The sequence below is a fragment of the Acaryochloris sp. CCMEE 5410 genome (genome assembly GCF_000238775.2).
Classification (GTDB): Bacteria; Cyanobacteriota; Cyanobacteriia; order Thermosynechococcales; family Thermosynechococcaceae; genus Acaryochloris.
Map to the genome: position 1 here is coordinate 1,212,817 of NZ_AFEJ02000001.1, position 25,329 is coordinate 1,238,145.

Annotated in this window: 21 protein-coding genes; 10 read left to right on the plus strand and 11 right to left on the minus strand. The window is 50.7% G+C overall.

The genetic code is table 11. The features are described from left to right. Positions 1-84 precede the first annotated feature (84 nt). Positions 85-1,098 carry a YihY/virulence factor BrkB family protein gene (locus tag ON05_RS05370; protein ID WP_010481361.1) on the plus strand — a complete coding sequence of 338 codons (1,014 nt, stop codon included), beginning with the start codon at positions 85-87 and terminating at the stop codon, positions 1,096-1,098. Between the two features lie 69 nt (positions 1,099-1,167). After that, a complete protein-coding gene (locus ON05_RS05375) occupies positions 1,168-2,232 on the plus strand; it encodes a TIGR00341 family protein (RefSeq protein WP_029315807.1) in 1,065 nt (354 codons plus the stop codon). 46 nt (positions 2,233-2,278) lie between these two features. On the opposite strand, the gene ON05_RS05380 is transcribed toward ON05_RS05375, so the two are convergent. Further along, a complete protein-coding gene (locus tag ON05_RS05380; RefSeq protein WP_010481365.1) occupies positions 2,279-3,259 on the minus strand; it encodes an RNA polymerase sigma factor, RpoD/SigA family in 981 nt (326 codons plus the stop codon). 154 nt (positions 3,260-3,413) lie between these two features. Between ON05_RS05380 and ON05_RS05385 the strand changes: the two genes are divergently transcribed. The 7 genes from ON05_RS05385 (at position 3,414) to ON05_RS05415 (ending at position 12,747) form a co-directional block, all read left to right on the plus strand. Continuing rightward, positions 3,414-4,472, plus strand: a complete 1,059-nt coding sequence (locus tag ON05_RS05385; RefSeq protein WP_262561225.1) for an IS630 family transposase — start codon at positions 3,414-3,416, stop codon at positions 4,470-4,472. Between the two features lie 240 nt (positions 4,473-4,712). Beyond that, positions 4,713-6,569: an ATP-binding protein gene (locus ON05_RS05390; protein WP_010480779.1), complete on the plus strand. Its 1,857-nt coding sequence runs from the start codon at positions 4,713-4,715 to the stop codon at positions 6,567-6,569. A gap of 4 nt (positions 6,570-6,573) precedes the next feature. Further along, positions 6,574-7,230 carry a sigma-54 dependent transcriptional regulator gene (locus tag ON05_RS05395; RefSeq protein WP_010480781.1) on the plus strand — a complete coding sequence of 219 codons (657 nt, stop codon included), beginning with the start codon at positions 6,574-6,576 and terminating at the stop codon, positions 7,228-7,230. Positions 7,231-7,267: 37 nt separating this feature from the next. Next, complete coding sequence (locus ON05_RS05400; protein WP_010480782.1) at positions 7,268-7,690, plus strand: TrkA family potassium uptake protein; 423 nt, start codon at positions 7,268-7,270, stop codon at positions 7,688-7,690. After that, positions 7,687-8,352, plus strand: a complete 666-nt coding sequence (locus ON05_RS05405; protein WP_010480784.1) for a TrkA family potassium uptake protein — start codon at positions 7,687-7,689, stop codon at positions 8,350-8,352. The genes ON05_RS05400 and ON05_RS05405 overlap by 4 nt, the downstream gene beginning before the upstream one ends. A 6-nt stretch (positions 8,353-8,358) precedes the next feature. Beyond that, the gene (locus tag ON05_RS05410) at positions 8,359-9,828 is read left to right on the plus strand and encodes a TrkH family potassium uptake protein (RefSeq protein WP_010480786.1); all 1,470 of its coding nucleotides are present in this window, start codon (positions 8,359-8,361) and stop codon (positions 9,826-9,828) included. A gap of 102 nt (positions 9,829-9,930) precedes the next feature. Continuing rightward, positions 9,931-12,747 carry an MFS transporter gene (locus tag ON05_RS05415; protein WP_139026183.1) on the plus strand — a complete coding sequence of 939 codons (2,817 nt, stop codon included), beginning with the start codon at positions 9,931-9,933 and terminating at the stop codon, positions 12,745-12,747. A 2-nt stretch (positions 12,748-12,749) separates the two neighbouring features. Here ON05_RS05415 and ON05_RS05420 read toward each other — a convergent pair whose 3' ends face one another. The 5 genes from ON05_RS05420 to ON05_RS05440 form a co-directional block, all read right to left on the minus strand. Further along, complete coding sequence (locus ON05_RS05420; protein ID WP_039782020.1) at positions 12,750-13,220, minus strand: hypothetical protein; 471 nt, start codon at positions 13,218-13,220, stop codon at positions 12,750-12,752. 83 nt (positions 13,221-13,303) lie between these two features. After that, positions 13,304-13,558, minus strand: a complete 255-nt coding sequence (locus ON05_RS05425; RefSeq protein WP_010480793.1) for a hypothetical protein — start codon at positions 13,556-13,558, stop codon at positions 13,304-13,306. Positions 13,559-13,642: 84 nt separating this feature from the next. Next, positions 13,643-14,014 (minus strand): hypothetical protein, encoded by a 372-nt coding sequence (locus ON05_RS05430; RefSeq protein WP_010480794.1) that lies wholly within the window; start codon positions 14,012-14,014, stop codon positions 13,643-13,645. 6 nt (positions 14,015-14,020) lie between these two features. Then, positions 14,021-14,272: a hypothetical protein gene (locus tag ON05_RS05435; RefSeq protein ID WP_010480796.1), complete on the minus strand. Its 252-nt coding sequence runs from the start codon at positions 14,270-14,272 to the stop codon at positions 14,021-14,023. A gap of 138 nt (positions 14,273-14,410) precedes the next feature. Continuing rightward, a complete protein-coding gene (locus tag ON05_RS05440) occupies positions 14,411-16,147 on the minus strand; it encodes a PAS domain S-box protein (RefSeq protein ID WP_010480799.1) in 1,737 nt (578 codons plus the stop codon). Between the two features lie 300 nt (positions 16,148-16,447). Here ON05_RS05440 and ON05_RS05445 point away from each other — a divergent pair, with 300 nt between their 5' ends. Beyond that, positions 16,448-17,434 (plus strand): NADPH:quinone reductase, encoded by a 987-nt coding sequence (locus tag ON05_RS05445; protein WP_010480800.1) that lies wholly within the window; start codon positions 16,448-16,450, stop codon positions 17,432-17,434. A gap of 17 nt (positions 17,435-17,451) precedes the next feature. On the opposite strand, the gene ON05_RS05450 is transcribed toward ON05_RS05445, so the two are convergent. From ON05_RS05450 to ON05_RS05470, 5 genes are all read right to left on the minus strand, one after another. Next, positions 17,452-17,916, minus strand: coding sequence for a GNAT family N-acetyltransferase (locus ON05_RS05450; RefSeq protein WP_010480802.1), 465 nt, complete (start codon positions 17,914-17,916; stop codon positions 17,452-17,454). 30 nt (positions 17,917-17,946) lie between these two features. Further along, positions 17,947-18,195, minus strand: coding sequence for a DUF3303 domain-containing protein (locus tag ON05_RS05455; protein ID WP_010480803.1), 249 nt, complete (start codon positions 18,193-18,195; stop codon positions 17,947-17,949). 36 nt (positions 18,196-18,231) lie between these two features. Next, complete coding sequence (locus tag ON05_RS05460) at positions 18,232-19,086, minus strand: methylated-DNA--[protein]-cysteine S-methyltransferase (RefSeq protein WP_010480804.1); 855 nt, start codon at positions 19,084-19,086, stop codon at positions 18,232-18,234. Positions 19,087-19,301: 215 nt separating this feature from the next. Continuing rightward, positions 19,302-23,102: an AAA-like domain-containing protein gene (locus ON05_RS05465; protein WP_262561241.1), complete on the minus strand. Its 3,801-nt coding sequence runs from the start codon at positions 23,100-23,102 to the stop codon at positions 19,302-19,304. A 7-nt stretch (positions 23,103-23,109) separates the two neighbouring features. Beyond that, positions 23,110-25,299 carry an AAA-like domain-containing protein gene (locus ON05_RS05470; RefSeq protein WP_010472297.1) on the minus strand — a complete coding sequence of 730 codons (2,190 nt, stop codon included), beginning with the start codon at positions 25,297-25,299 and terminating at the stop codon, positions 23,110-23,112. Positions 25,300-25,329: the final 30 nt, after the last annotated feature.

The following is a 25,329-nucleotide window of genomic DNA, read 5'->3' on the forward strand; positions in this document are numbered from 1 at the left end:
CGTAAGGTTCACTAGCGCCATTGCTCCTAAATATTGCCCCCACCCATCCATCCGGCTGGAAATTTGAATCGTAGGAAATTAATCATGTCCATTGATAGCGTATTTTGGTTGCTCAAGGTGACCGGGCTAGAGTGGCAACGAGATAAAGCATCCCGGTTAGCAGCGGCGTTGGCCTACTATACGGCTTTTTCCCTCGCCCCTGTTTTAGTAATTGTGATTGCGATCGCAAGTTTAGCCTTCGGCCAACGGACTGTCCAAGGAGAAGTCATGGAACAGTTCCAGGACTGGCTGGGGGCAGATGGGGCTGCCATTATTCGAGTGATGGTTCGCGGCACTCAGTTATCAGGCTCGGGGATACGCGCAACCTTGACTAGCCTAGTATTGCTGTTTGTCGGGGCAACAGGATTGTTTACCAACCTCAAAGACGCACTCAATACAATCTGGAAAATTCAGCCTAAACCAGATCGGGGATGGCAGGGATTTGTGCGCGATCGCATCTTGGCATTTGTAATGGTATTGGGGGTCGGCTTGGTCTTGATCCTGACCTTGGGGATTAGCACGGGGTTGACGGCAGTTGGCAATAGCGCCAGCACTTATATTAGCCATTGGATCTACGTGGGACGCATCCTAGATGCTGTATTTTCCTTGAGCGTCATCACCTTAATCGTGGCCTTAATCTACAAGATCTTGCCTGATGTCAATATCCAATGGAGCGATGTCTGGATTGGTGCGTTCCTGACCTCTTTGTTATTTGCCTTAGGCAAATTCTTCATCAGCCTGTATCTGAGTAAAAATAGCCTTAGCTCTACCTACGGAGCGGCAGGCTCCTTAGCGGTTATCCTGTTGTGGGTTAATTACACCGCTCAAATTTTCTTTTTCGGTGCAGAGTTGACCAAAGTGTATACCAACCGCTTTGGTTCCCAGATTCGTCCTGCCCGTTATGCCACCGCTCTCCAAGATCCGATGGAACTCGAACAGCCAGCCCCGAGTAACTTAGCCGCCCCCCCCTTCTCTTCCCCCACTTCAAACCATCGGTGGTCTAAAGTGGGGAAGCATTGGTTGAGCAAAGTATTTCGCCGTAATGCCCCCCGTTCATGATGCTTGCAAGCGGGTAGAGTCATGCTCAACATTAAGCCTCTAATGGCTCCTCGATCCATGATCAAATTCATGTCTAAGCTGCAAAGTTATCTCAGTAAAAGCCGCCGAAGCTTGCACTCAGCGCAAAAAGAAGTCTCTGAGTTTTGGAATCAAAATAGTGGCGATTGGAGTTGGGCTGCTGAGAAACCTAGACCCATTGCAGCGGTAAATCGAAGTTTATGGAAAAGCTCCGTCCCTTCCCTTAGCTTCTATGCCATGTTGGGTTTGTCCAGCGTCATTGCCACCCTAGGACTCCTTGCAGGTAGCACCGCCGTCATTATTGGGGCCATGATTATTGCCCCTTTGATGGGCTCCATTATTGGTATGGCCTATGCCATTGTGGTGGGCAACCGTCGTCTCCTCAAGCGGTCTGCCCTAACAACCTTTAAAGGGATTATCCTTGCCATCCTAGCGGCAACGCTGATTACGCTACTATTTGGCTTGACCCAGACCAATATGGAAATTTTGGCTCGGGTGCGGCCCACCCTGATTGATTTAGGCGTCGCCCTAGCGGCTGGAGCGGCAGGCGCTTTCGCGATTTCTCGCCGTCAAGTCGAAAATGCCTTATCAGGCGTGGCTATTTCTGTGGCTCTGGTTCCCCCCTTAAGCGTGATTGGGATTGGCATTGCTTGGTGGAATGTTCGCGTAGCATTAGGGGCCAGTATTCTGTTTGCTACCAACTTAACGGGCATTATCTTCAGTGGGGCACTGGTCTTTCTCTGGCAGCAGTACGGTTCCCTTGAACGAGCAAAGAAGGGCTTATTTGCCGGGTTTCTAGCCCTGTTTCTACTCGGCATACCGTTGGGTTTGTCGCTCCGCAATATCCTGGTGGAAGAGCATGTACACCGACAGGTAGCTGCCCTTCTGCGTCGACAGACCCTGACCTTTGCCGATACGGAAATCAAAAATATTGATGTGCAGCCTCAGCTAAATGGTTTGCGGGTGGAATTAGAAGTAGCAGCTAAGGCAGACTCCATTTCCCAATACCAAGTCCGACTGGTGAGACAATTTTTGACAGAACAGTTAGGACAGCCCATTCAATTAAAAGTACGGGTCGTTCCTACCGAAATTTTTGAAGAATTATCTCTACACTGAATCTATATGCTGAGAAGCAGCCGCGAAGGAGGCTTAAGTCATCAGTCTAGCTAGCTAAGTATTCCTGAAAATCTTCGCTGTGATGTTGACGAATATGATCTAAGGCTTGATTGATGAGCCGTCTAATCCGCTCACGACTTAAATTGAGTCGATCGCCAATTTTTGCAAAAGATAATGGCTCCCCATCCCCTAGACCAAAGCGCAACGTTAGCACATCCTGCTGCAACGGAGACAACTCTGCAAAGACAGCTTGAATATCCTGAATTAAAGCATTCTGAGTGACGTAATCATCAGGTGAAATCGATGTTTCATCCTCCAGCAGATCCATAAGCGCTGTGTCCTGCTGATCACCCATCCGTATGTCCAAAGACAGGGTTCGGCGAGAAAGCTTGAGATATCTTTTGACTTTCTCAGTTTCCATCTTTAACTGAACCGCAAGTTCATGGGGAGTGGCTTGCCGTCCCAACTGTTGGGCAAGAATCCGTTGATGTTTTTTGATCTTGTTGAGCTGTTCAACAATATGAACAGGAAGACGAATGGTACGAGACTGCTGTGCGATCGCACGAGTCATGGCTTGACGGATCCACCAATACGCATAGGTAGAAAATCGATAGCCTTTAGACGGGTCAAACTTATCCACGCCGCGTTCTAATCCCAAGCTGCCCTCTTGAATTAAATCGAGCAGTTCCATATTGCGTCGCAGGTATTGTTTAGCAACGGAAACAACCAGCCGTAAATTTGCCTGAATCATCTTGTTCTTAGCGCGTTGACCTTGGACCAAAGCCTGCTCCAATTCAGATTCGGTTAGCTCAACGGCCTGCGCCCAATCTGCTTGAGAGATGGACGTTGGGTTAATTTCTTCCAGCTCAACTTTACGAGCCAACAGCATCTTCATCTGCTGCACCTGCTTACCATACAGCACCTCTTGCTCATGGGTGAGCAGCGGAATTCGACCGATTTCATGAAGATAGTTACGAACCAAGTCCGTTGTTGCCCGGTCGGCCTGGTATTTTCGAGTACTTTGCATCAATCTCAATCCTTTATCTGTGATCACCCGTCTGCACCTAGTTCTGCAGTTGCCTCGACCAACCTACTATGGGCCAGTCGGCCAGACATCTATCCGAAGAAGGATTGATACCAAATCCGATTTATATAACTCCGATATAATGCATAATTAGAGAATGCCAAGAAAACTATATCTCGAACCCCATTTTTCGCCTGACGAGCTGAAGTCTCATTATCGAGCCAGCCAAGACCCAGTAGAATCGCGCCGCTGGCATCTGCTGTGGCTCGTCAGTGAGCAAACAACGCTAACTCAAGCAGCCCAAGTGGTCGGTCTCAACTACGATTACGCTCGAGAAATCGTCAGGGAGTATAACCACAATGGCGCCCATGGGTTACGCAACCGACGCAAAGATAAGCGACCTCATCAATCTCGCAGTCTTCTGACTCAAGACCAATGTGCACAATTGTTGACTCGTCTACAAACCCCACCCGCCGACGGTGGTCTATGGAACGGCCCCAAAGTAGCCCAGGTCATCGCTCAGATGACAGGAGTCGATAAGGTTTGGCCCCAACGCGGTTGGGACTATCTCAAGCGATTGGAGCAGTCCCTGCAATGCCCACGTCCTCACCACCGTAAAGGTGAACCAGAGGCCCAAGCCGCTTTTAAAAAACTGCCTAAGTACAAAGCAGAATTGGAGCGACGCTACCCTAATGCTCAGGTCGAAGTTTGGTCCTTGGATGAACATCGTTTAGGCCTTAAACCCATTATTCGAAAGATTTGGGCGCCTGTGGGTCAGCGTCCAATTGCTGAGGTGGACCATCGCTATGAATGGACCTATCTGTATGGATTCGTTCATCCCGCAACTGGCAATACCGAATGGTTCATTCTGCCTCGGGTCAATGGAGAATGGTTTAATCAAGCCCTACAAAGCTTTGCTCAGCAAGTTGGAGCGGGAAAGCACAAACAGATTCTTCTCGTTCTCGATGGAGCCGGATGGCATACCTGTAAAAATCTGGTGGTACCTAAAGGCATTCATCTGAAGGTTTTACCCCCCTATTCTCCAGAGCTACAGCCCGCTGAACGGTTGTGGCGGCTAGCGGATGAACCACTGGCCAATCGATGCTTTGAGACCCTGGATGAGTTGGAAGATGTGCTCGAGCAGCGCTGTCGAACTTTAATGACAATGCAATCAGACATTCAAGCTCTCACTCACTACCATTGGTGGCCAGCTTGACAGATAAGATATTTCGGGGGTTAATGAGTCGGATTTGGTATGACTCTCCTCAAACAGCCTCAATTGGGCGCCAAGTAGACGATCTCTGAATCCAGATATCCCTATCAAGAAACACTCTTTCTGCCCAAGGACAGATGACAAGCCATTGCCTCCTTGCCGAAGATGCTAGAAGCCCATCTGAATCTCTCTAACAACCGGAGGTTTGGTTGTTGGGATGTAGGCTTCTTACGCACTGAATGAATGAAACTTAAGACCAAGATCTTGTTGGGATATGGTGCGGTGCTCACCTTAGTGATATTTGTCGGCACCTGGGGCATCATTAACCTCCGTCGTTTGGGTCTAGCCAGTGATGCGATCTTGCAAGAAAACTACCGCAGCATTGTAGCAGCGGGGGAGATGATCGCTGCATTAGAACGACAAGACAGCGCCAGCCTATTAGTCATCCTCCGCAATGAAAAGGCAGGACAGCAGCAATTTCGTCAATATGAAATCCAATTTTTACAGTGGCTGGGGCGGGCCAAAGATAACATTACGATTTCTAGTGAACAGCAACTTCTGACGGCCATTGAAACGGAATATCAAAACTATTTAGTGGCTTTTGCCAACCTGCCAGACGCCTCTGAACCCTCTCCCGCAGACAACACCCGCTACTATTACCAGACGTTACTCCCCCAGTTTCGTAGAGTCTATACCAAGAGTAATGACCTCAAAAGTTTAAACCAAAACACCATGGTGGCAGCGTCTCAGCAAGCGCAATCCATTGCCACCCAAGCCACTGGGTCGATGATCCTTGTGGGAACTATCGCGGCTGCTTTAGGACTAGGCTTCAGTCTTATTCTCTCCGATCGCATTACCCATCCCTTGCGACTGATGATAGGAGCCACCCACCAGATTGCAGAGGGAGACTATGACATTACCATTCCGGTTCAAACCCGAGATGAAGTGGGCCAACTGGCTCAAGAAATCACAGTTATGGGTCGCAAGCTCAAAGCCTTTCACCGACTGAACGTTGGCAAGGTGATTGCTGAACGGCGACGCAATGACGCCATTATTCACAGTATTGCCGATGGACTAGTGGTTATAGACGACGCATTTCAGGTGATTGCGATTAATCCCATCGCGGCTCGTATCCTGAACGTTGTGCCAGAACAAGCGCGGGGAAGCTCTTTCCGCGCCCTTGTCCAAAATGAGGACCTATGCGAATACATGCAGACGACATTATCGACCGGTCATCCGCCCGAATTAGATCCATCTCAAGCGATTTTGGAGCGCCATCAAAATCAACAAGACCAGTATTATCAATTTGCGATTACCCCGGTCACCACAGAGGGTAACGAAAAGTTGGGGGTCATTTTACTGCTACAGGATATTACTCGACTGAAAGAAGTGGATCGCCTGAAAAGCGAGTTTGTGGCGACCGCCTCCCACGAATTACGAACACCCCTGACAGGCATGAGTATGAGTATGGGGTTATTGTTGGAAACCGCTCAAGAGAAACTATCTGAGTCAGAACTAGAACTGCTGCAGACCGCTGAAAGTGATGTTCAGCGACTCCGAGCCCTAGTCAATGACCTCTTGGATTTATCGAAAATTGAGTCTGGCAAAATCAGGTTAGACATTGCACCAGTCGAAGTATCTCTATTGATTGAGAAAGCCCTCTCAGCCTTCAAAATCCAAGCCCAAAAGCAAGGGGTGGAGCTGATGCCTATCCTGCCTGATGGCCTTCCCCTCGTTAGAGCTGATGCCAATAAAATCACTTGGGTGCTTACCAATCTGATTGCCAATGCTCTCCGCTATACCGAAAGAGGGGGAAAGATTGAGGTCATAGTCTCTCCTCGGATAGATGTCCTCCATCTCTCTGTTCGAGATGATGGAGCTGGCATCCCCTTAGGGTATCAAGCCAAAATTTTCGACAAATTTGTCCAAGTAGAAACCGAAAAAGATATAGGAGGCAGCGGCTTGGGACTTGCCATTTGCAAAGAGATCGTTAAAGCCAATGACGGATCGATTTGGGTGGAGTCAACGCCAGGACAAGGCAGCACATTCACCTTTACCTTACCCATCGCCCATCGTTCTTCATCTTCAATAGGAGTGTAACTGGATGTCTAAACCCAAAATATTGGTGGTGGATGACGAGAAGAGTATCCGGCTAACCATTGCTCAGTCCCTAGAACCCCAAGGATATAGCGTTGACACAGCAGTCAATGGCCATGATGCCCTAGATCAACTGCAAAAAGAGACCTTTGATTTGCTCCTCACGGATTTAAAGATGCCAGGAATGGAGGGCACAACGTTAATCGAAGAGGCTATCCAGCTCCAGGCCGACCTGCAAATTATCGTCATCTCCGCCCATGGCACGGTGGACAATGCTGTAGAGGTGATGAAGCTCGGTGCAGTTGACTTTATTCAAAAACCCTTCACCCCTAATGAAATTCGCGAACTCGTAAAGCAGGTGCTAGACCGTAAAACCAGAGCGGAAGATGCTTCTAGCTTCGACAGCCTGATGGAGTCTGCTAAATACCAAGCCAGTCAACGCCAATTAGAGGATGCGATCGCAACCGTAAAAGAAGCCATCGGGGTTGACCCATCTCAGCCCTCCGCCTTTGTCTTACTCGGACAACTCCAGGAATCCCTCGGCGATCGCTTAGAAGGCATCAAAAACTACCGAGTTGCCTTGGACCTCGATCCCACCCACCAGGACGCGCAAAAAAATCTGGATCGGGCTACCACATCCACCTTCAGACCTTCCCTCAGTTAAACCCTAGATCTTTCATTTCTGTTGATTCAATCTCCCCATGACAAATTCTCAATACATTGTCATCGTTGGCTGTGGCCGTCTTGGCTCTATCCTTGCCAATCGCTTAAGTAGTGACGGAAATAGCATCGTAGTGATCGACCAAGACGAACAGCATTTTTCCAAACTATCCACGGCTTTTAGTGGCTTTCGGGTGGTCGGTGATGCGGTGGAGTCAGCGATCCTAAAGCGCGCCAAAACCGACCAAGCCGACTGTTTTTTTGCCGTCACCGACCAAGATAATATCAACTTAATGGTGGCTCAAATCGCTAAAGAGATTTTTCAAGTTCCGACAGTGCTGGCTCGGGTGTATGACCCCGCTCGGGAGCAAAGTTACCGGGACCTGGGCATCACAACGATTAGCCCTACCCAACTATCCGCCCAGGCATTTTTGGACAACCTCAAGCAAGGGGTGCAGGTATGAAGCTAATCCTAATCGGTAGCGGCAAACTCGCCTACTTTTTAACCCGACAATTTGCCAGTAAAGGCTACGAACTTACTTTAATTTGCTCGGATAGAGAGGATGCCCTCAACCTTTCCCGCCAGTTTAAAGCCACCGTCATTCTCGGAGATGGAAGCGATCCAGCCGTTCTCCAGGATGCAGAAGCTTACAGGGCTGATATTTTGCTGGCTTTGACCTCTCAAGACCAGGATAATTTGGTGGCTTGCCAAATCGCCCAACAGCAATTCGGCATCACCGAAACGCTAGCCATTGTCAACGATCCAGACAACCTGGATATCTTTGAAAAGCTAGGGGTCACCATTGCCTTCTCCGCCACCGAGATCATTGCCCATCTGCTAGAACAGCATTTGGAATTTGAAAATATTAAAAATATTACGCCTGTCGCGGCAGGAGACATCAACGTTATGGAAGTGACCCTTACGAACGATAGCCCTGCGGTGGGCAAAACTCTGCAAGAGCTGGAAGTTTCCAGCCAAGCCCAGATTACCTGTATTGTCCGTAACCAATACATCACTATGCCCAAGCGATGGACGCGATTACAAACCGCGGATCACCTGATTGTGGTGAGTCGCCCCGAATATGCTGGGCAGTTTCTGAGAGTGTTAACGGGTAAAGAAGCCTAATCCAAAATGCAAAAATACCTTGTTCAGCGTTATCGAGCTATTCTCGGCTATACCGGGCTGATTTGTTTGATCTCCGGTCTGACGATTTTGGCCCCCCTATTGGTCCTGCCCGTATACCCTGAAGAGATGCTCTTTGCCTGGGGCTATCTATTACCTGGCCTAACTTTAACCCTCGTGGGGGCTTTGGGGTGGAGGAGCTTAGCACCAAAATCTGCCTTCAGTTTAACCCTGCCAGAAGGTGCGGTGATTGTGGTTTTAGCTTGGGTGATTTCCATCCTCACCAGTACTTTTCCTCTGATGGCCACGGCAGGACTGACCTTTACCCAAGCGGTGTTTGAGGCTACTAGTGGATGGACGACCACGGGCTTATCCGTGGTGGATGTGGAACAAGCTACCCACCTCACCTTGCTGTTTCGCAGTGTGATTGAACTAGTGGGAGGAGCGGGCCTAGCCATTGTCACCCTCAGTGCCCTTGCCGGACCCGTAGGTGCCAGCCTCCCCGCTGCCGAAGGTCGGACCGAGCAACTGGCCCCCAATGTGCGTCGCTCTGCCAAATTGGTATTAACGATTTACTCCGGCTATGTCGCGGTTGGCGTTGTAGCTCTACGTCTAGCGGGGATGGGCTGGTTTGATGCAGTGAATCATTCTTTTGCCGCCTTATCTACTGGGGGCTTTTCGACTCGGGCGGATTCAATTGGCTATTGGAATAGCCCTGCTATTGAAGCGGTAACCATTGTGCTGATGCTAGGGGGCACCTTGAATTTCGTCACCAGTTACCTCCTATTGACAGGGCGGTTCCAGGCCGTCCGCAAGAACGGTGAAATTCGATTACAGGCCCTCCTGATTCCGGCTTCAACGGCCCTGCTCTTTTTCGGCGTCACGACTCCCTTGTATCCTGCTGCAAGCAAAGCGTTTCGGGTGGCCCTATTTGAGATGGTATCGGCCTTATCCACCACAGGATTTTCTACGGTAGGGTATGCCGATTGGAGCAGCCTAGGCTGGCTGTTGATGATCGCTTTAATGCTCATTGGGGGTGGGGCAGGGTCCACGGCAGGGGGAATTAAGCAATATCGCATCTATATCCTCTATCGCGCGCTGCTGTGGGAGGTTAAACGGATGATGCTTCCCCAACGGGCAGTCACCGAACCCCGAGCTTGGCAGGGCGAAAACCAACACTTTCTCAGTGATGCCTTAATCCGCCAAGTTAGCGTCCTGGTATTTTTCTATTTGCTGATATTTGGGGTAGGCAGTTGCGTGACCGTTGCCTACGGCTATCCGTTGCCCGATAGTTTATTTGAGTTTGCCAGTACCCTCAGCACCGTCGGCCTATCCGTGGGCGTCACCGCTGCCGATGCTCCTACAGGCTTACTGTGGACCCAAACAGCGGGGATGTTTCTAGGACGGTTAGAATTTTTCACTATCTTTATCGGCTGTATACGGCTCTTCCGAGATATGCCAGCGCTATTGCGTTTTTAGCGACCGTCATCATTTCGGAATGGTTCGAGAGGCTAAGCTAAAGATCTCGCCAACCGTTTGGATTGATCCAGAAAAGCACAACCAAGATTGGGACAGGTTTTGATGTTCAAAGGCAATATCGTTCCATCTACCCCTCCTCTAGAAACGGCCACTTCCCTTTCCGGAGGACAAATTATCGTTGTCGTTTTAGCGGGGCTTTTATTCGGACTCGCCTTCCAGCTATTGCTGGCTAATTTTGGTATTGCCATTGGGCTATCGGTATTTAACCTAAAACCCAACCCCCAAAATTCGGATGAGCAGTCCGAAAACGGAGACCCTGGCTTTGACCCTATCGCTTTAATCGGCGTTGCGGCGGGCTTGGCAATTATGGTCTCCATTGATGGGGTTTTGTTTGTGGCTTGCTTCTTAGCCGTCAAGCTCAGTCAGGTCAACGGCCCGGGGCTTGGGGCAATTTTAGGCGGCTTAATTTGGGCTGTTTATCTAATTTTGCTGACTTGGCTCAGTACATCGGCGGTGGGCACGGTCGCCGATACGGTTTTGGGGTTTACTCGGACCGGATTGCGTCAGCTATTTGGGGCTGTAGGACAATTATTTAGTTCCGATTCCTCGGAAGCGAACCCCATTGAGGAAGATTCTCGCTCAACCGAAATAACAAAGCAGCAGTTACTGCAAATGGTGGAGGAAATAGATTTTACCCCTGTGCTTGAGCACGCCCAAGCTAGGTTGAAACCTAAACCGAGTGGCCAAAGCGATTTCTCACAAATTGCAGAGCAGGTGATTGCCAATGCTAAACAGAGTGAATTGGATTTAGGTCAAGTGATCGATGAGTTACAAGACCAACTTCAGCTCCCTCAACCCCTACTGGAGCAGATTCAGCAGCAGATTCAAGCGTTTGAACCGGAGGGGAGTGATAGCCTAAAGTCAGTTGCAGAACCTCAAACCTTACAATCGGACCAAACCTCAGACCTGAAAAACTTCCTGAAAACGGCTGATCCCGCTGATTTACAGCCCGAATCCTTATCGGCCAAACTTGCCCCATTCGAAACCTCACAGTCTTCCCAGACCTGGCCTATCGTCGAAAATCTAGACTTTAAGGGGCTACTCCGCACGGCTCTTCGGCGAGTCGATTTGTCGGACTGGGATGTTCAACGCATCTGGCAACTGCTGCAATCCACCCAAAAGAAACTGTCGGGGTCTTCGCAGCCAGAACAGCCCGTCAATGTCATCCGATTAGACGTTGAGGATTATCTATTAAATACGCCAGCATGGGATCTGAAGTCAGAAATGATTGACGTTGATTTTAAAGAAATTATTTATGACCCTGAAGCCGACCCCGCCCTTGTTCACCAGCAACTAACGCTCCTGACGCCTGAACAAATGCGGACCCTCCTCCAGGAACGAGGAGATATGTCTTTGGACCACCAGGCCGACATTGCGGATGCCCTCGATCGGGTGCGCCTGAATGTCTTGGAGCAAGTACAGCCAACTTCCGCACTGGATGGCACCCAACAGGAGCAACTCAATCAGCTCCAGCAAAAACTGGAGTCCTACTGTCGCTATACAACCCTGAGTCGGCTGAGTCCAGAGGGGATTGAGCAGAAATTGCAAACCCTACTTGAGGAGACCCAGATCCCATTTTCAGAGGGTGAGCAGAGCCTAGACTTGGACCTTAAACCTTTGCAAGAAATTTTGAAACGGCGCAAAGGTTTAAAACCCAAGCAGCAAAAAGCCCTCTTAACCGCAGTTACTGAATCCTGGCAAGGCCGCTTGCCCAAACCAATACAGCTGCTGCCCGCAGCGCCTGCTATTCAGAAACGGCTTAAGGCTATCCTTGCCGAACAAGTGCGGGGGAAGGACGGTGACTTGGTCACCTTAGAAGACCTTAAACCTCATCTAATTCAACTGATTGAACAACCTGCATCGGGTTTAACCGTCCTGAATCAATATTTTGGACAACTGGACTGGCTGTCGCTGGCCCAAGAGTTGCAGGGGGAGCCTGATCTCAATCCCCAGCATCTGGAATCAGTCTTGACTAAGCTGCGTGAAGAGTGGCAGCAAGTTGCCAAAGTTCCTCGTCGTTGGGCTCGCCGAACTCGACGAACTGCCCAAGATTGGCAACATCAACTGCAACGCTACCTCAAATATCAAGACCGATCAGCTTTAATCGGCATTAAGTCCTTGGAAAAAGACTTGCGCCATCTCCTAGCTGAGGCTAGAGATGGACTTCCTATTCCTCAGGGAGAACATAAACAGTCTGGGTCTCTCAACCTGCCAAAACAGCCCGAGATCATAGCCTTACTCCAGGAACGGAAGGATTTAGCGGCCCATGAAATCGAACAGGTATCGTCGCAACTGGTTGCCACATGGGACAAGCTAGTCGATGAAACTCAGGCGTTGCCGGGGCGAACTCAATCTTCTCTAGACAAATTAGCGTCAAAGGTTCGAGAAGTATTGAACTCACTTTCCAACTCTGCCCCTGATCCTGCTGAACTCCAAGAAACCCTAAGTGACGCTCTACCCGATGTCGAGTTAGCACAGATTCTGCAGTCCTTGGCTCAAAAAGCACCGACTGAGCTACTGAAGGAATCCTCTTGGCAACAGATTCGCGATCGCATCTCCGTACTGACCCAATCCACCTACCAACAGCTAATCCACACCCGCGATGACCTAGAAGATACCGTCAAACACCAGCTGTCTCAACAGGCTGAAGCGCTCCAGCAGCAACTCTTAGACCAAGTCGATCAACTACAAACCGAGCTGCAACAGCAGGCCCAAGAACTGAAACAAGACACCCAACGTCAGGCCGATAAAGTTCGTCAGTCTGCTGCGATCGCAGCTTGGTGGCTGTTTGCCATTACCCTAACCTCTGGCATGACCTCCGCCCTATCCGGCTACTTGGCCGTCAGGGGATTGCGATAGCCTTACTGCAACCATGCCGCAGGAATCGGCTGCCATTGATCAGGGAGTTGCTCTTGCCGCTTGATCGCGGTTTGCTTGCAGGCCGTCAGCATGCGCTGATCATTTTGACTAAGCTGCTCAAGGGGATATAAGGGAGATAAGTCAATGTTGATAGGAGCCTGTTCCATCCGCATTGAAGCCAACATCACCCCAGTTACCCTCTCTGATTGGGAATTGAGGTTACCGATAAAACATCGAAATTCTGAACGAGGATAGTAGGAGGCTCCGACAACAGTGCTCCCAAACTGCTCGAACACCACGTACCCCTGTTGCACCTGATTTGGCTTCCGGGATTGTCCGTACAGATAGGTCTCCTCTTGCCCTGTTTGATTGGGTTGTACAGCCAGACCGGGCATAGCTTGCAGACTAAGGCCCAAACCTAAGGCGAGTAACATGGCTGAGCGTTTCTGGTGTAAGGATTGTATAAAATTCATAAAAATGGGTTGGAAAAATGGATGTAAAACACGATGCCGTTATCAAACGGCTTTCTGAAACGAAAACTGGGTAAAACAAGCGACTACAGCTTAGTTGGCGTTTCTGGGGCAATCTCAATGCCACGGGGCACTGTAGGCCGATGGGGGTCAGAAATTAAGTCTTGCAATTCTTCGACATCAACCCCAATGCTTTGGCAAGCCGCTTGCACAGCGTTGAGAAATTTATCGGTCTGACTGCCATATCCACATTGTTGCGCTGCAAATTCAGCGCCTTTCTTGGCGTTGGCCTTGGCACAGTCAATCAATTCAATACCTGTTAAGGGGGATGAGGCTGACATAAAAGTTCTCCTAATAGATGACAGTGGGTTCTTCTCCCAAATTTATGGGAGTAGTCAAATCAATTTAGTGGGTGGGATACAAAATTAAGCGGCAATCTGGGCTCCTATCATGGCTTCCACTTCTGATTCAGAAAGATAGGTCCATCGTTGCTCAGGATTTTCTAGCACCATCCCCTCTGGCTTGATTTGAATGGGGATTTTGCGGTATTCTCCCAGAAGATTTAACGGTTCAGGGGTCTGAATCAACCAACAGGTGCGATCCGGGTCAAGGTGATAATCTCGGGTAACGCCGGTTGCGATCGCATCCAATCGCTTAATCGCTAACGTCTCGTCTTCCTGGGTCGAATTCTGAATCATCACAACATCAAAATTGGGCCGACGATAAATCGTCAAAATACAGGTTGAAGGCTGTTGTTCAATGCCGATAAATGGATAAGTTACCTGTTCAAAATGCATGAAACGCTATATCTCTAATCCGTTACAACTGCAGATAGTGGGAATAACGAGGCTAGGAGTGGGGAATGCTTGGGCGGCGGGCGCAATCTCAACGGCAATGTTTCGATGCTTATAGATGTATTCACCACAATCTGCTAAGTCATCTAACCCCAGCCAAGTCAATCCAACCTCTGAAATCACCCAAATGATGATGGAGAGCAATAGTCTCTTCCACCGAATATCAGTCATTCCAAAAATAGGTTGGATTCCTGCCAACACCTAGATTTAACTCCCTTTATACTGCTGCCCTTCCAGGCTAGGGAATTCTGCCTAGCATTCCATCCGGCCAGAGAAGGAGTTTGCTTCTGCACGGCATCTACCGAAAGAAGTAGACATTGCAGGCTACCCTCTCACCCTTCAATCCGAAGCATCAGCCGTGGGTTCAAATGCAATACCAACACACGCATCTGGTAAAGGAAAAGCCCGCAAGCACAAGACTCGTGTTGCTCCGGTTGGTAGCAAAATACTGGCATTGCCCATGGTGCGGGGGTGCTGACTCCGAATCACTTGCAAGAGTGCCAACAAGTTATTGGGATGATTTTTGACATACTCGGGGAAAACAGCATCAATCCGATCCCCTATTTTGTCCTGCAGTTCCATGTCTAATAACCGTTCTGCTGCTGGGTTAGCCACGAGCAGCTCAAAGGCCTCAATCGAGGTTAAATCGGTCGAATGCCAAACCAGGAAACCCACTTGAATATTTTTGACAATTTTTTCGTAGAGTTGCGTTTCTGCTTTGGCAACTTTGGCCTGTTGGCGAGCCGTCTGTTCTTGGGCCGCCAATGCTTCATTTTGGTGATTGGCCTCCGCTAACTGGGAGTCTTGGGTGTTGACGCGAGACTCTAACGCCCGGTTCATCTCGGCCAGCTTTTGTTCGGCCAATTTCTGAGGGGTAATGTCCTGGTGCAATCCCAACATGCGGATCGGTTGTCCATTCTCATCTTTTTGAGTCTGAGCCCGGGCGAGAATCCACTTATAGCTGCCATCCTTGCACCGCATCCGAAACTCTGCTTGGTACAGAGGCTCTTCGTGTTTAAAGTGCGCATCCAACGCAGCCGCAGCATCCTCTAAGTCATCTGGATGCACGAGTGATCGCCAACCTTCAAAGCTATTCTCGACCTCATATTCTTCATACCCTAAGGTCTGCTTCCAAGGCAGGGACAGGAACGCCTTATTGGTCATAAGATTCCAATCAAAGATGCCGTCTCCAGCCCCTTCCAATGCTAATTGCCAGCGTTGTTCACTTTCTTGCAATTCTTGTTCAGCTTGTTTGCGTTCGGTAATATCTTGCAGAACCACCACGGCTCCTAAAGTCTGACCATCTGGCGCAACAATCGGATCGCCACTCGCCAGCACTGTATGGGGTGGTCCCTGATCAGGCTTAATCACCACCTCAGCATTTTGCACCGACTCCCCTAACAGCGCTTGATACAAAGGGTTTTCATCCCGATCCAAAGGAGTGAGGCCATCCGATCGGTACAGATTGTAGTAATTCGCCCATTGTTCCGCCGGAATTTGACGAAAGGGTTTTTGGTGGATTTCCTGGGTGGCCCGATTAGTAAGAGTCAAGACGCCTTGGGAATCACAAGCCACAATGCCATTGGAGAGGTTATCTAAAACGGCCGCCAAGAAATGTTGACCATAATCCAACTCAGGTGGCACTGGTCCCCCCTCATCGACTGACTGCATTGTCCCCACCCAACCCATCGGCTGTGCTTGTTCATCGCGCAGGGGTTCCCCCATGACGAGAACCCGACTAAATGTCCCCCCTGTTTGAACCACATTCAGATAAAGGGTAAAAGGCTGCTGTTGTTGGCAGAATGTATGCCACTGTTGCCGACTTGACGCCCCTTCTTGTTCTGCCAACCTGTCCCAAAATGCCTCTCCCAGGGAGAGTTGGGGGGAGTATCCGGTCAAAGTCTGCCACCGAGCACTCAAGGAAATAATGCTTCCTTGGCTATCTGCTTGCCAGACCACAACCGGCAAAGCATCTAGGATTTTCTGGGGCTGGACGGGCTGAGTTTGAGCGCTATTCTGGCCGGGATGTGATCGGCCTGGGGACGGAGAGGGAGGGACTTGAGAATCGGAGTTCATGGTATTGGCGAAGCGCTAGTTAAAATTCTCCATCCAAACCCTTCAGTCTCTGAGAAAGTACCTGATAATTCTTTATCTTCTAGGACCAATTGGTAACATTGAGTAACACAATAAAGACTCCATCCCTAGGGGCATAAAGCTGAAGTGATATTGTCAGAGTGACGATATAATTTTTCCCAATTCATAACACTAAGGAAATGGAAATTTTTCCACAAAATTTCATATTCATTCCGATTGATCGAGTCTTTACCCATTAAAGCCAGCCTCAAGAGACCCTCAAACGCAACGGAAAAAGATGATATGAAGGCGATTTGGTACGAGGAACCGGGAGAAGCAGCCGCTGTTTTGCAATATGGCGACCTGGAACAGCCCTCACCCGGCCCTGGGGAAGTCCTGGTTCGCGTCCATGGGTCTGGGGTTAATCCTTCAGATACTAAATTTCGTAGCGGTTGGATGGGGTTAAAGCAACCCTATCCTCGAACCATTCCCCATAATGATGGGGCAGGCATGATTGAGGCAGTGGGAGAGGGGGTTCCAACCTCACGGGTGGGAGAACGGGTCTGGATTTATGAAGCCCAGCGGGGCTCCGCCTGGGGAACGGCGGCGGACTATGTGGTTATACCAGCTTATAAAGCAGTGCCACTACCTGAGTCGTTCGATTTTGCAGCAGGGGCCAGCTTGGGTGTTCCAGCGATGACGGCCCACTTTTCGGTCTTTAGTGACGGTCCCGTCGAGGACAAAACCATTCTGGTTCATGGTGGTGCGGGGGCAGTGGGGATGTATGCCATTCAGCTGGCCAAATGGGGCGGTGCCCGAGCAATCGCCACGGTGAGTAATGAAGAAAAGGCTGAGATAGCAGCCCACTACGGGGCCGATCTTGTCCTCAACTATCGCCAGGAGGATATCGTCGCCAGGGTGCGGGAATTCGTGGGTAAACGGGGTTGCGATCGCATTGTCGATGTGGCTCTGGCGGCCAATATGGCGATCAACGCCAAGCTTGTGGCTCGCAATGGGGTGATTGCAACCTACGAATCGGGAAATGCACCGCAGGTTACGATTCCGTTCTACGATCTGCTTTACAAGAATGCAGCTCTGCGAACGGTGTTGGTGTATGCCATGAGTGAGGAAGCCCATGCCACAGCGGCCAGGGATATTAACCGGGCGATTGCTGATGGTGCCCTGCAGGCAAAGATTGCCGCCCACTATCCCTTAACTGAAACGGCTCAAGCCCATGATGCGTTAGATAGCGGCCAACTTATCGGCAAGGTTGTGGTTGATGTGGCCTAAATTGAGGCGCTGTTCCCCTAGTCCATGCTCTTGAGGGCCTTACGAAACACGATCTTGTCATCCCCCGCGTCATAGAATTCACGAATTCTGGCTTCTTCCTCGTAACCGCAGTGGCGATAAAACTGGCGGGTGGGTTCAAAATCAGGGACACCGGAGGTTTCGACTAGGAGCAAACGCACACCTTGGGCGGTCAGAGTTTGCTCGACATGGTGAATTAGGGCGGTGCCTCGTCCTTGTCCCTGCCGCTCTGGGTGAATGGCGATAAACAACAGATTCCAGGTTCCGGTGGTCATGCGTTCGGGGGCACAGTAGGCGACCCCGACGGGACCCTGCTCATCGTCCGTAAACCACAGTTCACCGTTGCCATTGAAATAGTCGGCCAGCATTTCCCCCAGGGTCTCCAGTTCCTCTGGCTGAAACCCGATGGCTTCAGCAATAGCTAGGATGGCCGTTTTATCTTCTGGTTGGGTCGGTCGAATCATGGCATGGTCCTAAACTCTACGATCGGCCCACTATTGTGGCTTTTCGCCCAGCTCGATCACTTCAAAGGATACAAGGTCTTCCCAATGGGCGATCCACTGATCAAATAAGGCAGCATTTGAAGTCTCCATCAGTTGGAAGCAGCGATTGCCGTTTGCTTCCAACCAGCTATCTAAATAGTGGAGACCGGGCGGCAACAGACGTCCCTGCTGATGGAATCTCTCGTAGGCGAGGTCCCGGCAATTGGGTTTGAAGGTTTCGATCACCATAAATTTTGGCATGATCAGCGCTGCTCTCTAGGTCAAGATTTTGCGGAGTTACCCCTGGATTTGGCTGGCTTCCCAACCCAGCATGACTGCTTTTCGCTCGCATCCCCAACGATAGCCTCCCAGTTCTCCTGTTCCTCGAATCACTCGATGGCAGGGAATCAGGTAGGCGATGGGATTACGACCTACGGCATTGCCAATGGCGCGAGCGGCGGTGGGTTTGCCAATGGCGGTGGCTAAGCTTTGATAGGTGGTCAGTTCCCCTAGGGGAATTCTTAGTAGGGCTTGCCAAACTTGAATTTGAAAGTTGGTGCCTTTGAGATGGAGGGTTAACGGTGAGGAAGGAGAGGCGCTGAAGATTTGATTACACACCTTACTCGTTGTGGTTTGATCACGGGTGATTTTGGCTTGGGGCCAGTCTGTTTGGAGCTGCTGTTGGCTCGCTTGTTCGTCGGCATTGGGCAAAAAATGAATGTTGCAAATGCCACGGGGGGTAAGGGCAATTAGGCAATATCCAAAGGGGGTTTCGTGGATACCGTAGCGGATATTTAGCCCAGCCCCTCCTGCTCGATATTCGCCGGGGGACATGGCTTCTAGGGTGACGAATAAGTCGTGGAGTCGTCCTGGGCTGGATAGTCCTGTTTCGACGGTTAGGTCCAGTAGGTTCTGGGATGTGGTGATTTTTGATTTTGCATAGTCTAGGGTCAGATATTGGAGAAAGCGTTTGGGACTAATCCCTGCCCATTGGGTGAATAATCGCTGAAAGTGATAGTCGCTGAGGTTTACGTGCTGGGCGATGGTTGAGAGGTTGGGTTGCTCTAGGTGATGTTGGCGGATAAAAGTTATGGCATCGGAGATGCGATCGTAGGTTTCTACTTCGCTAGCCGTTGTTTCTGGAGGAGACATGTTATTGCTGAACTGTATGGCACTCTCCCCTAAGGTATCGATCGCGAGCAGTATAAACCACCCGTTTCTTGCTCCAATTGCATCGCCTGCTCTTGGCATCGAACATAGCTATTCGGCTGGTCTTAACCAGTCCCTCTCCCAATATTGGGAGAGGGATTGAGGGTGAGGGCCATCAGACTTAGTTTGCAATGCAGAATAGCAATGGCTATATTTCGCTAGCCCTGATGATTGCCAATCTGCCCCAACATCCACTGAATGCTGCTCTCTAGCCATTGATTGAAGTGAACAGCCTGTGGTCCTCTCCAGGATAGAGAATATCGCTGACAAACCTGTTGAGACCGTTGGGCCGCTTCAACAATTGATGGGGCAGAGGTGATGTCTTCAGGGTGGTGGAGCAAGGGATGATACCGAAATTTGTGACATGCGAATTGGGTCAGCGATTGGGGACCAATTTCCCAAAGGTGCACGGTCGTATCCCTACTCCCACTAGCGATCCGCTTGCCATCCGGACTCAAGACCACCGAATAGACCTCAGACTGGTGGCCTTGCAGCGGCTCTCCTAGCGGTTGCCCTGTCTCGGTATCCCAAAGACGCACGGTCTTGTCCCTACTCCCACTGACGATCCGCTTACCATCCGGGCCAGAGGCCACCGAAGAGACAGAAGACTGGTGGCCTTGCAGCGGCTCTCCTAGCGGTTGCCCTGTCTCGGCATCCCAAAGGCGCACGGTCGTATCCAAACTCCCACTGACAATCCGCTTGCCATCCGGGCTAAAGGCCACCGAATAGACCTCAGACTGGTGGCCTTGCAGCGGCTCTCCCAGAGGTTTCCCCGTCTCGGCATCCCAAAGACGCACGGTCTTGTCCCAACTCCCACTGACGATCCACTTGCCATCTGGGCTAAAGGCCACCGAAGAGACATAAGACTGGTGGCCTTGCAGCGGCTCTCCCAGAGGTTTCCCCGTCTCGGCATCCCAAAGACGCACAGTCTTGTCCAAACTCCCACTGACGATCCATTTGCCATCTGGGCTAAAGGCCACCGACCAGACATAAGACTGGTGGCCTTGCAGCGGCTCTCCCAGCGATTGCCCCGTCTCAGCATCCCAAAGGCGCACGGTCTTGTCCCCACTCCCGCTGACGATCCGCTTACCATCAGGGCTAAAGGCTACCGAATAGACTGAAGACTGGTGGCCTTGCAGCGGCTCTCCCAGCGATTGCCCCGTCTCAGCATCCCAAAGGCGCACGGTCGTGTCCCTACTCCCACTGACGATCTGCTTGCTATCCGGGCTAAAGGCTACCGAATAGACCGAAGACTGGTGGCCTTGCAGCGACTTCCCCGGCGGTTGCCCCGTCTCGGTATCCCAAAGGCGAATGGTTGTGTCCAAACTCCCACTGACGATCTGCTTACCATCCGGGCTAAAGGCAACTGAAGAGGCAGAAGACTGGTGGCCTTGCAGCAGCCCTCCCAGCGGTTGCCCCGTCTCAGCATCCCAAAGGCGCACGGTCTTATCCCTACTCCCACTGACGATCTGCTTACCATCCGGGCTAAAGGCTACCGAATAGACCGAAGACTGGTGGCCTTGTAGCGGATCCCCTAGCGGTTGCCCCGTCTCAACATCCCAAAGGCGCACGGTATTGTCCCAACTCCCACTGACAATCCGCTTGCCATCCGGGCTAAAGGCTACCGAATATACATAAGACTGGTGGCCTTGCAGCGGCTCTCCTAGCGGTTGACCCGTCTCAACATCCCAAAGGCGCACGGTCGTGTCCCAACTCCCACTGACAATCCGCTTGCCATCCGGGCTAAAGGCTACCGAATAGACCGAAGACTGGTGGCCCTGCAGTGGCTCCCCTAGCGGTTGACCCGTCTCAGCATCCCAAAGGCGCACGGTCGTGTCCCAACTCCCACTGACAATCCGCTTGCCATCTGGACTAAAGGCTACCGAATAGACCTCAGACTGGTGGCCTTGCAGCGGCTCCCCTAGCGGTTGACCCGTCTCAGCATCCCAAAGGCGCACGGTCGTGTCCCAACTCCCACTGACAATCCGCTTGCCATCCGGGCTAAAGGCCACTGAAGAGACAGGAGACTGGTGGCCTTGCAGCGGCTCTCCCAGCGGTTGCCCCGTTTCGGCATCCCAAAGGCGAATGGTCGTGTCCCTACTCCCACTGACGATCCGCTTGCCATCCGGGCTAAAGGCCACCGAATAGACATAAGACTGGTGGCCTTGAAGAAGATTTACTTCCTGAACCCGTTGGATCGATTTCAGTAGCGCGGCTTGGGTAACCACCTCAACATCAGGATTTGCTTTGCCCTGGTCCATAGTGTCAATAGCCAGGGCAAAGCCAAATGTCGGACTTGCCGCCGCCAGCCAATACAAAGCGGAAGCAGTCTGTTCTCGCAAACCAGCCATTATGGCTTGTTTTTCTGCCAGTTGTGTTGCTTGTTGAGCAATTGACGTTTGTTCTTTTTCCCTCGCAGTTGCGATTTCAGCATCTTCCCTGCGCTGTTCTGCTAATGTCTGCTGTTTAACTGCAATACTTTTTTGGGTTTCTGCTTCAGTTTGTCGGCGTTCTGCCAGGGTTTGGGCCGCTTGCGCTTTTTGCCTCTCTACGACTTCAGCCTTACGGGCCTGATTAACCTCCTGCAATCGACGTCTTGCTAGCAATGCTGATTTTTGGGCTAGTTTCTTTTGCCGTTGTGCTTCTCGTGCCGCAGCTTCTGCAACATTTTCGTTCTGACGGGATTTTTGTAGAGCAAACTCAGTCTGTTCCTTAGCCTTAGCCTCGTCATTAGCTTTCTTCTCAGCAATCTTCTCCGCTTGGAAAGCTCTACCACTCTGGTCAACTGCATAAACTGCCAAACCCGTGACCGCCATCGAAAAAAACGATAGGGTGACGATAATGGGCATTGCAGGCTTTAGCCGTTGCCAAAGACTCTCCGGTAGCTGTTGTCGTATCCATTTCCCATCAAAAACCGTCTGATACAGCAGATTTCGGTTTTTCAGGGCCTGCCCTTCCCTTCTCACCACCCCCGCTAACTTCAGGTGGGATTTCACCAGAGACTGCTCTTCATCCTTGACAACCTGATATCGCCGCACCTGCCGGTAAGTCTTCAAGACTTCATCTTTTTCGCCATTGGGAGCACGCTTCGTCAACATATCTCGTACAAACTGTAAGTTGTTGTCTTTCTTGCTCTCTTCTCCCAAAAACGTGCGGTGAACCATCCAATCCACATCCGGTTCTCGCCAGTTCAGCTTCCCCTCATCCACAAGTGCCTTGCAAAGTCGTTGGGTGAGATAGGGATGTCCCCCCGTCCACTTCAACACCCACCCCAACACTTGCTCTGCCTGCGGACTGTCTAACCCCAAACCCGTCGCCATCGGCAACGCTTCAGACTGGGTAAAATCCGAAAGTTCCACCCGTTCCCCCACATTAAAAGGCGTCCGCTTGGCATCCTGAATCAAATCGCTTGGCGTTGCCACCCCAATCAACACAAAGGACAACCGCCGCAACTCCGACTGTCTAGCCCTGGCTACAGACAAACCCCGAATTGCCGCATAAAAGTCATCGGCAAATCCTAAAGTCAGAGTTGTATCAATCTCATCAATGAAGATCACCACTGGATCAGCCATTTCTGCGATCAATACTTGCTCAAAGAACTGACTCAACCGCTGGGTCACCCCCAAATAGTGGCGTTCTTGCCACCATTGGTAGATATTCACCGACAGCATCAACTGATCAACAATCGTCGTCAGCAACCCCAAATACCATTGTTCCGCTGACAAGTTAGTGCCAATCTGGGTCAAATCGATAACAACCGCTTGAGTCCCCTCTTCATACAGGGTCTCAGCCGTCCGCATCATCAGACTGGACTTCCCCATCTGCCGAGGCGTCAACACATAGGCAAAGGTCGAGTCCCGGCAAAGCTGTAACAGGTCTTGGTCCGCCTGCCGAGGGATATACAGCCCCTGAGCATTCGCCTGCACGGTACCGCCAACGGTGTAAATCTCAGTCCCCATACCTTACCTATTCCAGATGTGCCTTAAAGTAGTCCCCATACAGCTGACAGCGGGGCAACTCTGCTTTCCCCTCCTGGCGGATCAGGCCAGTGGCACAGAGGAGCCGCACAATCCGCTCATCCTCGCATCGATTCTTCTGAACTGCCCCCAGCATCCCCTGCACTAGTTCAGGCCGGTCATAAATCCGAAACAAGTGATAGCGCAGATGATCACCAAAGGGACCCTCATCCCGATCAGCTTTCGCCAACACCTGATCAATCGACTTTTGACCACTGGCTACCAGATACAGTGCCTTGCGAACGAGGTAGGGATGGCCATTCAACAAGGCAAATAACGCTCGCTCCTGTTCGGTAGTTAAAGGCAAACCATGCCGTTGATTTAAATCCGCCACCTGCTCCGCCGAAAAGTCTTTCAGAGAGACCACTTCCCCCACATTAAACGGCGACTGGTGTAAATCCGCGATTAGATGATAGGGTTCCGTTGCCGTTACCAACACCAGATCAAACTGTTTCCACACCTTCATTGCGGGCAAAGGCAAGCCCCGATTATTGTGCCAGTTTCGCAACATAGCAAAGAAATCCGACCGAAACTTGCGGTCAAAGATCCGATCAACCTCATCCATCGCCAGCACAAACGGGTGCTTTAGTTCCCGCAGCACATAGGTCTGCATATACCGGGTACAGCGCTGGTTATTCCCCAACTCGTCCTGCCAAAAGTCCTCAATTCGGTTGGGCAGCTCCAACTGCTCCGTAATTGTCAAGCAAAACTGCTGATAAAACTGATCCGCATCCCCTAGAGCTGCATCATCAAACAACTGAAAATCAATATAGGCTACCCGCTTATCAGCCCGAATTGCCTGATCCACAGTCTTTAGTAGCAGAGAACTCTTGCCCATCTGGCGCGGTCCCTTAATCGTCACCGTCACCCCTCGCCGTTGAATCGCTCCCAGAGCAATCTCGTCGCCCTGGCGCTCCACATAAAACTGCGACTCTGGGTCCATCGACCCTTCCGGCATTTCCAGAGTTGGGGGTTGGGCCGAGGGTAAAGGTTGCGGAATCTCAGACTTATCTGCCGTCGGTAGTTGAAGCAGATCTTGCTTGGCCCTATCCGAATCAATTGACAAGGATTCACCCGCTATGGCCCTCTCCAGTTCTGCCAATAGTTGAGGCGTATCTTCCTGCTGTTCCCAAAACGCCCAGTTAATTGGATTGAGGTAGGCACTCAAAGGATAGGTAAATAGTTCTCGATAGTTTACCCGGACAGGCAGAATGGCAGGTTGACCAAATTCACTCGCCAGTCGACTAGCCGTTTCCACTTCCCCCTGAACCATCTCACTTCCCACGGATTGAGCCGACAGCAACGTAATAAAAAAATCCGACTGTCGGAGTTCCTGCTCAATCTTTTCTGCCCACTTTGTTCCCACCGCCATACTTTGATCGATAAATACCTCATGGCTTTGGCTCAAATGGTGATAAATGGACAACGCCAATTGGTCATCAGGTTCAGCATTTCGTTTGTAGCTAATAAAGATCCGGGCTTTTTTCCCTTGAGATAGAGATGTGTGGGCAGTCTTGCCCTGAAGGTTAGGTTTCTTCGTCGATGACGGGATAGACTGTTGGGCAGTGTCTGAAGATAAGCCTGATCCTGGCTTTTTCAACTTTGGTGTTGTTGTTTCATCAATCCCTTCCAAGGCAATTGCCGACAAACCAAATTCAAAGGCATCTTCATAGGAACGATCTGCTCCCAAGCCATCGTAAAATCCCACTGCGAACTCAATGGCCGTCCGGTCACCTATGGCATCATTCATGCCAATCACATAGTCAATGTATTTGTGAATTGCTTCGGCTTGAACCTCTGAATAACAAGCATTCAGCAAAACACAGTCGACATTTTTCTGCACCAGCTTGAACAAACCAGCCAATGCCTTTCCACTTACCAACTTTACCTGCCCGGTATTATTCTCTAGGGCTAACCCCTCAGCTCCAACCCCATGACCACTGAAATGAACAATTTGAGGCTCATGGTCCAACAAGGCTCGTTGCAAATCTCTTGGCCGAACTGCCCACTGGGAAACAATTTCAAACTGGTCTCGACTGCGCGATCGCTGCAATCCTTCCTGAATTTCCCGCACCTCTTCATCCAATCTGAGTTGATTGGTGTTCTTAGGATTGGCCGCCAAAATCAGGATTTTTCGCACCGAGTCCCCACAATCTCCAGTTCCGTCACA